Genomic DNA, 8,695 nt, shown 5'->3' on the forward strand with positions numbered 1-8,695 from the left:
GCTCCTTAGTTCATGCCCAGAAAGGACGGCCACAGCGGGAAAATCAGCCCCAGCCCCTTGACGAATGCCAGATACGAGAACACCACCAGGAAGATGCCGTTGGCGACGGCGACCTTCAGGCTGAACTCATGGCTGGCCAGGCTGCTGACGACAACCAGGACGAATACAGAGATGTAGATACCCAGCAGCTTGAGGATGAAGCCGTAGAGCACGACCGATCCGACCACCAGGAAGACGATGCGCCAGTCGAACTTGTCGACGTGGGTTTCGTGGGCTTTCTTGGACAGCGAGCCAAGCAGCACGATGGCGCCAAGCAATGCGAGAACAATGCCTAGCCAGAAAGGAAAATACCCTGGGCCCATCCGAGCGGCAGTACCCATTTGGTAGCTGCTGGCTTGCCAGGCGAATCCCAGTCCAAGGGCGATGAACATCACCCCCGACCAGAAGTCCTGTCGATTGCGTAGCTGCATGATTGGTTGGCTCCTGTTTACAGCATGTAGATAAAAAAGGGTTTGTAGCCGGGAGGGCCCGCCGAAAGGCGGGTGACAGGCACAAAAAAGGCACTTCGGGGTGCCATTTGTTCTTCTGAAAGCGACGGCGTGGTTTCTTGAAAGGGCGAATGGTAATGGACGCCTGCCACGCTGCAAACCCTGTAAGGTCGGTGAAAGCCTGGGGTTTTCCCTAAAATTCGGGAACTCCCGACCCCCAGTTGTAACGGGGCGGGAAGTTTGAGGGCTTTTTGAAAGCTAAGTGAAAGTTTATAGAAAGAAATGCGAAAGCCGGATCGGCCAGATGCGGGATTCTCGTTGTCGAGTTTTTTTTCCGGCGCGGAATCAGGTAAGGTCCCATCCCGCAATTTGAAATTACAACCGTAATTCCTACTGAATATTGCCGGGTTTCTCACCTTGCGTGAAGAGGCCCTCTACAACCCAGGATGGTTTACGATAGCGCCCATGCTGCAAGATCTAGACCAACTCGCTGCCCGCATCGGGCAACTGGTGCAACGCACCCGCCAACTCCACGCAGAGCGTGACGCGTTGCGCGCACGCCTGAACGAAACCGAAGCTGAACAGCGCGTGCTGAAGCAGCGCGCCGCCGAGCGCGAGGCCGAGATCGTCACGCTGCAAAGCAAGCTTCAGGAACACGACGGTGCCGTCAGCGCCATGCTCGAACAGGCCCAGCAGGCCGAAGTCGCGCTGCGCGAACAACTGGCCCGCGAGACCTCCGAGCGCCAGTCGCTTGAGTCGCGTTTCTCCGCGAGGGAAACCGAATTGCAGGGCAGCCTGCAGAACCGCGATACCGAACTACAGCGCTTGCGCGTGGCCGCCACGTCGGCTCGCGAGCGCATCGACGCCGTGCTGGCCCGCTTGCCGGGCGCGCCGTCTGGAGAGCAACACTGATGGAACGCGTAGATGTAACGATACTGGGGCGCGACTATTCCCTGGCGTGCTCCGCGGAAGAGAAGCCCACGCTGGTGGCCGCGGTGCGTCACGTGGATCAACTGATGTTGCGCATCCAGGGCACCGGCAAGGTTTCGAGCAATGAACGCATTGCCGTGATGGCCGCGCTGCAGATCGCCGGCGAGCTGCTTGCGATGAAAGCGCCCGATGGTCCGCTGGGCGGTTTGGCGGTCGGCGACTTCAAGCGTAGAATCGAGGACATGAATGCAGTGCTCGATGATGCCTTGTCGGGTCAAGAGAAGCTGCTCTGAGTTCATCAAGCTGTAGTCCATCGGGCTGCAGTCAAGATTTTTCAGTTTGTCCCTGCCGTGTTCGTGACTAGGCCATACATTCTCTGAACCTATGTCTTATGGCATATTGGTTGCGGGAGTGCAGAGCTGGAGTGATCGTCTCTCGTAGACGAACCCGACGCTCTACGGAACGCGACCACCTTGAACCTCAGGGTTCGAGATGCCGGCCTTGACGGCACAGGCGGGGCATCTATCCCAGCGGGCCTGCCATAAGAGCAGGTCCGCGCCGGCTCCCCATCGTCTTCCTAGGGCCCGTACATGTCCAAATCCCCCGTTTTTTCGCTGACCCGACTCGGTGCAGCGTGCGCAGCCGTGGCCGCTCTGGCCGTCGCGCAACCTATCTACGCGCAAACGCAGGCCCCCGCTCCCGCCGCGGAAGCCTCGGCGAGCCGCGCGCCCGAGCTGACCTTGCAGGCCACGGCCTCGTCCGAGGTGAAGCAGGACACGGTCCGCATTTCGTTGTCGGCCGAGGTCGAAGCGCCGGACCAGCCCACCGCCGGCAAGAAGCTGACCGCCGCGCTGGACGACGTGGTCAAGCGCGCGCGCGACGTGAAGGGAGTGGAAGTGCGCACGGGCGGCTATAACGTGTGGCCCAACACCAGCAGCAAAGGCAAGATCGCTTCCTGGCGCGGCCAGGGCGAAGTGATCCTCGAATCCAAGGACTTCGAAGCCGCGGCGGCGCTGGCGTCCAAGCTGTCCGACAAGACCGCCATCTCCAACATCGGCTTCCTGTTGTCGCGCGAGGCGCGCGAGGCCGAAGAGCGCAAGCTGCTCAAGGAAGCCGCGCAAGCTTTCAAGGACCGCGCCCTGGCGGCCGCCAATGCTTTCGGCTTTTCGGGCTATCGCCTGAGCAAGCTGGAATTGGGCGGCTCCGGCGGTTCGGGGCCGATGCCCATGCCCCGCATGATGGGCGCGGCCATGGCCAAGGACGCCTCCGCCGGCTACAGCCCGGACGTCCCCCTGGAAGCGGGAGACGTCACGGTCAGTATCGCTGTCAACGGGACGATCGCGTTGCAGTAAGGCTGAACATGATGGCGCCCAGGGCGACCATCGGCAGGGACAGCCACTGTCCCATGCTCAGCCCGCCCGCGAGCAGGCCCAGGAAATTGTCCGGCTCGCGGGTGAACTCCACCAGGAAGCGGAACGTTCCGTAGCCCATCAGGAAGAGCGCGCTTACCTGGCCCAGCGGGCGCGGCTTGCTTGAGAACCACCAGAGCAGCGCGAACAGCACGATGCCTTCCAGTCCCAGCTCATAGAGTTGCGACGGGTGGCGCGGAAGGCCGTCGCCGCTGTCCGGGAACACCATGGCCCAAGGCACGTCGGTGGGCCGGCCCCAGAGCTCCCCATTGATGAAATTGCCCAGGCGGCCGAAGCCCAGCCCCAGCGGGATCAGCGGCGCGATGAAGTCGCTGACGGCGAAAAAGGGCAGCTTCTTCTTGCGCGCGAAAAGCAGCATCACCAGGATCACGCCGATCAGGCCGCCGTGGAAGGACATGCCGCCTTGCCACAGGTACAGCACTTCCAGCGGATGGGACAGGTAATACGCAGGCTTGTAGAACAGCACGTAGCCCAGCCGTCCGCCCAGCACCACGCCCAGCACGCTATAGAAAATCAGGTCTTCCAGGTCCCGCACGTTGAGCGAGGTGGTATGCCCGCTGGTGATGCGGCGGCGACCCAGCAGGTACACCAGCGCGAAGCCCGCCAGGTACATCAGCCCGTACCAGTGGATGGCTAGCGGCCCGATCTGCAGGGCGACGGGGTCGAATTTTGGATATTGCAGCATGGTCTGCCCGACACAATAAAGTTGAATGATAATAACCGGCGAGCCCTGAAGATTCGCGAGCAAGCGAGCCAGCTTCCTCGGGTGCGGCGGCCATGTCCGCGCCCGATGGCCGACAGGAGACACAGACCATGCCGCACAACGAACGTTCCCGCCACATCACCGAAGGCGTCGCGCGCGCGCCCAATCGCGCCATGTATTACGCGCTGGGCTACCAGGAAGCCGACTTCGAGAATCCCATGATCGGCGTGGCCAACGGCCACTCGACCATCACCCCGTGCAACAGCGGCCTGCAGCGGCTGGCCGATGCCGCCATCGACGCCATCCGCGCGTCGCGCGCAAATCCCCAGGTGTTCGGCACGCCCACCATTTCCGACGGCATGTCCATGGGCACCGAGGGCATGAAGTACTCGCTGGTATCGCGCGAAGTGATCGCGGACTGCATCGAGACCGCCGCGCAGGGCCAGTGGATGGACGGCGTCGTGGTGATCGGCGGTTGCGACAAGAACATGCCGGGAGGCATGATCGCGCTGGCCCGCAGCAACGTGCCGGGCATCTACGTCTACGGCGGCACGATCAAGCCGGGGCATTACAAGGGCAACGACCTCACCATCGTTTCCGTCTTCGAAGCCGTGGGCGAATACACGATGGGCCGCATGCCCGAAGCGGACTTCAAGCAGATAGAGAAATGCGCGATCCCCGGCTCGGGCTCCTGTGGCGGGATGTACACCGCCAACACCATGAGTTCGGCCTTCGAGGCCATGGGCATGAGCCTGCCGTATTCCAGCACGATGGCCAACGAAGACGAGGAAAAAGTCGCGTCGGCGGCGGAGTCGGCCCGCGTGCTGGTGGAGGCGGTCAAGCGCCAGCTGCGTCCGCGCGACATCATCACGCGCCAATCCATCGAGAACGCCGTCTCCGTCATCATGGCGACCGGCGGCTCCACCAACGCCGTGCTCCACTTCCTGGCGATCGCCCATGCCGCCGAGGTGCCATGGACCATCGACGACTTCGAGCGCATCCGCCAACGCGTGCCCGTGCTGTGCGATCTGAAGCCCTCGGGCAAGTATGTCGCGACGGATCTGCATCGCGCCGGCGGCATTCCGCAGGTCATGAAGATCCTGCTCAACGCCGGCCTGCTGCATGGCGATTGCGTCACGATCACCGGCAAGACCATCGCCGAAACCCTGGCCGACGTGCCCGACGCGCCGCGCGCCGACCAGGACGTCATCATGCCGCTGGATCGCGCGCTGTATCCGCAAGGCCACCTCGCCATACTCAAGGGCAACCTGTCGCCCGAAGGCTGCGTCGCCAAGATCACCGGCCTGAAGAACCCGGTGATCACCGGCCCCGCGCGCGTCTTCGATTCCGAGGACGATGCCATGACGGCCATCATGGCCCGCGAGATCTGGGACGGCGATGTCGTGGTGATCCGCTATGAAGGCCCCAAGGGCGGTCCGGGCATGCGCGAAATGCTGGCGCCGACTTCCGCGCTGGTCGGGCAGGGTCTGGGCGAAACGGTGGGCCTCATTACCGACGGGCGCTTTTCCGGAGGCACCTGGGGCATGGTCGTGGGCCACGTGGCGCCGGAGGCATTCGTCGGCGGCCCCATCGCGCTGATCCGGGAGGGCGATTCGGTTACCATCGATGCCCACAAGCTGCTGTTGCAGCTCAATATCAGCGACGAAGAAATGGCGGCTCGTCGCCAGGCCTGGGTTCAGCCCAAGCCGCGTTATACACGCGGTGTGCTTGCCAAGTTCGGCAAGCTCGCCAGCACCGCGAGCCGTGGGGCCGTAACCGATGCATTTGAAGAGTAGTCTGTTGTTGGCCGTCGCTTGCGCCGTGGGCGCGGGCGCGGCCCATGCGCAAACCACCGGTCTGGACCTCGCCAAGAACAAGGCCTGTATGGCTTGTCACCAGGTCGAGGCCAAGCGGGTGGGGCCGCCGTTGAAGAGCGTGGCCGAGCGCTACGCGGGCCAGGGCGACGCCATGGTGGATTACCTGGCGGGCAAGATCCGTGGCGGCGGCCGGGGCGCCTGGGGCGCCGTTCCGATGCCCGCGCAAACCCAGGTCAGCCCGGAAGATGCCCGCCATCTGGCGGAATGGATCTTGTCGCTCGCGCCGGCAAAGCAGTAGGCTAGGCATCTGCGCGTCGTGCATGGAATCAGGGCGCGCCGCCCGGCAAGGGCGGGGCCCGTCGAGAAAGAAGGAATCGTCATGGCAGAACAACCATCCCCGGGCAATGAGGTCGCCGTACTCGGCGGCGGCTGCTTCTGGTGCGTCGAAGCGGTGTTCACCGAGCTGCGCGGCGTCAAGAGCGTGCTGCCCGGCTACAGCGGCGGCCACGTCGACAACCCCAGCTACGAGCAGGTCTGCGGCAAGGAGACCGGCCACATCGAGGTCGCCCGCGTGGAGTTCGATCCCGCCGAACTCACCTACGGCGATTTGCTGCGCGTGTTCTTCGCGACGCACGACCCGACCACGCCGGGGCGCCAGGGCAACGACATCGGCCCGCAATACGAATCCGCCATCTTCTGGCAGAACGAGGCCCAGCGCGAACAGGCGGAAGCCGTGATCGCGGAGGTCGAGGCGCAGAAGGTCTACGACGCGCCCATCGTGACCAAGCTGCTGGCGCCCGCCAAGTTTTGGCAGGCCGAAGACTACCACCGCGATTACTTCGCCCTGCATCCCGAACAAGGCTATTGCCAGTTCGTGATCGCGCCCAAGGTCGCCAAGTTCCGCAAACAGTTCCAGGACCGGCTGCAAAAGTAGGCGGCAGGCCGCCGCCGGCGCAAAAAAAACCTCACCGCAGTGAGGTTTCAAGGCCGGCGCCGGTGCTGGGCACCGGAGCCCCGGCCGGGGGAAGGTGTGTGTGGGGGCGGGCGTTCAGTCGACGGACTTGACCACGCCGCGGCGCATCTGATCCAGTTCGATGGATTCGAACAGAGCCTTGAAGTTGCCCTCGCCGAAACCGTCGTTGCCCTTGCGCTGGATGATCTCGAAGAAAATCGGGCCGATCTGGTTCTCGGTAAAGATCTGCAGCAGCAGGCCGCCGCCGGGGGCGCCGTCCAGCAGGATGCGGTTCTTCCGCAGGCGCTCCACGTCTTCGCCGTGATTGGGCAGGCGGCGATCCAGCAATTCATAGTAGGTATCGGGCGTGTCCAGGAACACCACGCCGTTCTTGCGCAGCGCCTCGATGGTGCCGTAGATGTCTTCGGTGGCCATGGCGATGTGCTGGATGCCTTCGCCGCGGTAGAGATCCAGGTATTCCTGGATCTGGCCCTTCTCTTCCGTGCCTTCTTCGTTGATCGGAATGCGGATATTGCCGCAAGGCGAAGTCATGGCCTTGGACTTCACGCCCGTCACCTTGCCTTCGATGTCGAAATAGCGCACTTCGCGGAAATTGAAGAGGCGCTCGTAGAACTCCGCCCATTCGGCCATGCGGCCCTTGTGCACGTTGTGCGTCAGGTGGTCCACCAGCGTCAGGCCGGCGCCCCGGTGGTTCAGGTCCGCTTGCGCGTTGGCCGGATCCACGGGAACGAAGTCCACGTCATAGATGCTGATGTCGCCGATGCCGCCGTGGCCGTCCTTGCCGGTCCAGCGGTCCACGAGATAGATCAGCGAGTCGCCGATGCCTTTGATCGCGGGAATGTTCAATTCCATCGGGCCGCTGTGCGAATCGAAACCCCAGGCGCCCAGTTCCAGTGCGCGCTTGTACGCGGCGTTGGCGTCCTGCACGCGAAAACCGATGGCACAGATCGACGGGCCGTGCAGGCGGGCGAAGCGCTGGGCGAAGGAATCCGGTTCGGCGTTGATCAGGAAGTTCACGCCACCCTGGCGGTATAGCGTCACGTCTTTGTGGCGATGCTTGGCGATGGCCTTGAAGCCCAGCAGCTCGAACACCTTGCGCAGCGCGGCGGGGTCCGGCGCGGCATATTCAATGAACTCGAACCCGGCGGTGCCCATCGGGTTGTCCCAGGGTTGGAATGCGCTGCTCATAAGTCTGCTCCCTTGCATCGTTTTAAGGACGACTTGTTCTTCAAGTCTAGACGGAGATTGTAGGAAGGAACGGCGGGCAGACAATTGCAAACATGTCGCGAAAGGGGTGGCTCTGAGCAATAATATTGCCGTCAATAAAGAGTTGAGGGCTAAAAATGTCTGACATTGAGCTTGATCGGACAGATCTACGGATTTTGGCGGAGCTCCAGCGCGATGGGCGCTTGAGCAACCAGGAGCTGGCGGACCGCGTTTCGCTGTCCCCCAGCCCCTGCCTGCGCCGGGTCCGCAGGCTGGAAGAGAAGGGGTTCATCAAGAAGTACGTGGCGCTGATCGATGCGGAAAAGGTCGGCCTGGGCCTGTTGGCCTATGTGAATATCCGCTTGAACAAGCACAGCGGATCGAGCCATGCGCCCATGAGCGACTTCGCGCGCGACGTGCAGCTTTGGCCCGAAGTGGTGGAGTGCTACGCCATGTCCGGAGACATGGACTACCTCCTGCGCATCCAGGTGGCGGACCTGGCGCATTTCTCGCGCTTTGCGATGGACACGCTCATGCGCCACCCCGCGGTCGTCGACATGCGATCCTTCTTCGCGCTCCAGCAGATCAAGGAGACGACGGAGCTGCGGATCTAGCGCGCGCAGGGGAGGGGCTCGCGGCCGGCGGCCAGCTTCCTCCCTTCCTGCCCCTGATTTTTCTTCCTCTATATAGAGGGGTGGCCGGGAGGTGTCTGTTTTTAGGGGCCGACCCCAAAAAAATTCACTTTTCTGCAAAATAGGTGTCATGCTGGCGACACACGTTCAAATTCTGTGCTATAGTCTCGCTCCTTCGCAGTTCAAACAGTTTGTTGAGCAGCGAGGCAAGCAGGAAGCAAGGCGAAGTGAGTTCGGTGGCTGCAATGCGGCGCCGGCACATAGCAGGTTTGGCAGGGTGTTGAAGTTACCCCGTCAGATCGCCGCAAGACGAGCAGGTAAGCGTTTTGGGGTTTTGCAAGATAGGATGCAAATTAGGCAGAAGCCAGTTGCATAATCTGCAAAAGCTGTGTTATAGTTTCGGGCTTGGCAGTTACCGAAAAATTAGGGTTTACCCTGAAGTTTCGATAGCCGCCAACGCCGAGGCAGCAAGGACGCTCCAAGCGTTCGCTGAAGCGGCGAGGCAGTGAAGAATTA

The 8,695-nt window shown here is 62.4% G+C and carries 10 protein-coding genes and 1 other RNA gene; 8 read left to right on the forward strand and 3 right to left on the reverse strand.

Going from position 1 to position 8,695, the window contains the following annotated elements; genetic code table 11:
- Nucleotides 1–5: 5 nt before the first annotated feature.
- The gene (locus ADE01S_RS08635; RefSeq protein ID WP_062681271.1) at nt 6–470 is read right to left on the reverse strand and encodes a tripartite tricarboxylate transporter TctB family protein; all 465 of its coding nucleotides are present in this window, start codon (nt 468–470) and stop codon (nt 6–8) included.
- Between the two features lie 483 nt (nt 471–953).
- On the opposite strand from ADE01S_RS08635, the gene ADE01S_RS08640 reads away from it, so the two are divergent.
- The 4 genes from ADE01S_RS08640 (at nt 954) to ADE01S_RS08655 (ending at nt 2,770) form a co-directional block, all read left to right on the forward strand.
- Nucleotides 954–1,400 carry a hypothetical protein gene (locus tag ADE01S_RS08640; RefSeq protein ID WP_062681272.1) on the forward strand — a complete coding sequence of 149 codons (447 nt, stop codon included), beginning with the start codon at nt 954–956 and terminating at the stop codon, nt 1,398–1,400.
- Nucleotides 1,400–1,711: a cell division protein ZapA gene (locus ADE01S_RS08645; RefSeq protein WP_043542394.1), complete on the forward strand. Its 312-nt coding sequence runs from the start codon at nt 1,400–1,402 to the stop codon at nt 1,709–1,711. The genes ADE01S_RS08640 and ADE01S_RS08645 overlap by 1 nt, the downstream gene beginning before the upstream one ends.
- A gap of 46 nt (nt 1,712–1,757) precedes the next feature.
- A non-coding RNA gene (gene ssrS, locus ADE01S_RS08650) (6S RNA) lies at nt 1,758–1,942 on the forward strand.
- A 66-nt stretch (nt 1,943–2,008) separates the two neighbouring features.
- On the forward strand, nt 2,009–2,770 hold the full coding sequence (locus tag ADE01S_RS08655; RefSeq protein WP_062681273.1) for an SIMPL domain-containing protein: 762 nt from the start codon (nt 2,009–2,011) through the stop codon (nt 2,768–2,770).
- Here ADE01S_RS08655 and lgt read toward each other — a convergent pair.
- Nucleotides 2,745–3,533 (reverse strand): prolipoprotein diacylglyceryl transferase, encoded by a 789-nt coding sequence (gene lgt / locus ADE01S_RS08660; RefSeq protein WP_062681274.1) that lies wholly within the window; start codon nt 3,531–3,533, stop codon nt 2,745–2,747. The genes ADE01S_RS08655 and lgt overlap by 26 nt on opposite strands.
- A gap of 128 nt (nt 3,534–3,661) precedes the next feature.
- Here lgt and ilvD point away from each other — a divergent pair, with 128 nt between their 5' ends.
- From ilvD to msrA, 3 genes are all read left to right on the forward strand, one after another.
- Entirely contained in the window at nt 3,662–5,347 is a 1,686-nt protein-coding gene (gene ilvD / locus ADE01S_RS08665) for a dihydroxy-acid dehydratase (protein WP_062681275.1), read from the forward strand.
- Nucleotides 5,331–5,666 (forward strand): c-type cytochrome, encoded by a 336-nt coding sequence (locus ADE01S_RS08670; RefSeq protein WP_062681276.1) that lies wholly within the window; start codon nt 5,331–5,333, stop codon nt 5,664–5,666. Before ilvD ends, ADE01S_RS08670 begins: the two co-directional genes overlap by 17 nt.
- 81 nt (nt 5,667–5,747) lie before the next feature.
- Nucleotides 5,748–6,302: a peptide-methionine (S)-S-oxide reductase MsrA gene (gene msrA, locus ADE01S_RS08675; protein ID WP_062681277.1), complete on the forward strand. Its 555-nt coding sequence runs from the start codon at nt 5,748–5,750 to the stop codon at nt 6,300–6,302.
- Nucleotides 6,303–6,416: 114 nt separating this feature from the next.
- Here msrA and hppD read toward each other — a convergent pair whose 3' ends face one another.
- Nucleotides 6,417–7,529: a 4-hydroxyphenylpyruvate dioxygenase gene (hppD, locus tag ADE01S_RS08680; RefSeq protein ID WP_062681278.1), complete on the reverse strand. Its 1,113-nt coding sequence runs from the start codon at nt 7,527–7,529 to the stop codon at nt 6,417–6,419.
- Nucleotides 7,530–7,684: 155 nt separating this feature from the next.
- On the opposite strand from hppD, the gene ADE01S_RS08685 reads away from it, so the two are divergent.
- The gene (locus tag ADE01S_RS08685; RefSeq protein WP_062681279.1) at nt 7,685–8,161 is read left to right on the forward strand and encodes an Lrp/AsnC family transcriptional regulator; all 477 of its coding nucleotides are present in this window, start codon (nt 7,685–7,687) and stop codon (nt 8,159–8,161) included.
- Nucleotides 8,162–8,695: the final 534 nt, after the last annotated feature.

The sequence above is a fragment of the Achromobacter denitrificans NBRC 15125 genome (genome assembly GCF_001571365.1).
In the GTDB taxonomy this organism is placed as follows: Bacteria; Pseudomonadota; Gammaproteobacteria; order Burkholderiales; family Burkholderiaceae_B; genus Achromobacter; species Achromobacter denitrificans.

Bases quoted from the DNA above. Each gene is read 5' to 3' on its own strand.
- ADE01S_RS08635 (WP_062681271.1), bottom strand. From the start codon at position 470: ATGCAGCTACGCAATCGACAGGACTTCTGGTCGGGGGTGATGTTCATC.
- ADE01S_RS08640 (WP_062681272.1), top strand. From the start codon at position 954: ATGCTGCAAGATCTAGACCAACTCGCTGCCCGCATCGGGCAACTGGTG.
- ADE01S_RS08645 (WP_043542394.1), top strand. From the start codon at position 1,400: ATGGAACGCGTAGATGTAACGATACTGGGGCGCGACTATTCCCTGGCG.
- ADE01S_RS08655 (WP_062681273.1), top strand. From the start codon at position 2,009: ATGTCCAAATCCCCCGTTTTTTCGCTGACCCGACTCGGTGCAGCGTGC.
- lgt (WP_062681274.1), bottom strand. From the start codon at position 3,533: ATGCTGCAATATCCAAAATTCGACCCCGTCGCCCTGCAGATCGGGCCG.
- ilvD (WP_062681275.1), top strand. From the start codon at position 3,662: ATGCCGCACAACGAACGTTCCCGCCACATCACCGAAGGCGTCGCGCGC.
- ADE01S_RS08670 (WP_062681276.1), top strand. From the start codon at position 5,331: ATGCATTTGAAGAGTAGTCTGTTGTTGGCCGTCGCTTGCGCCGTGGGC.
- msrA (WP_062681277.1), top strand. From the start codon at position 5,748: ATGGCAGAACAACCATCCCCGGGCAATGAGGTCGCCGTACTCGGCGGC.
- hppD (WP_062681278.1), bottom strand. From the start codon at position 7,529: ATGAGCAGCGCATTCCAACCCTGGGACAACCCGATGGGCACCGCCGGG.
- ADE01S_RS08685 (WP_062681279.1), top strand. From the start codon at position 7,685: ATGTCTGACATTGAGCTTGATCGGACAGATCTACGGATTTTGGCGGAG.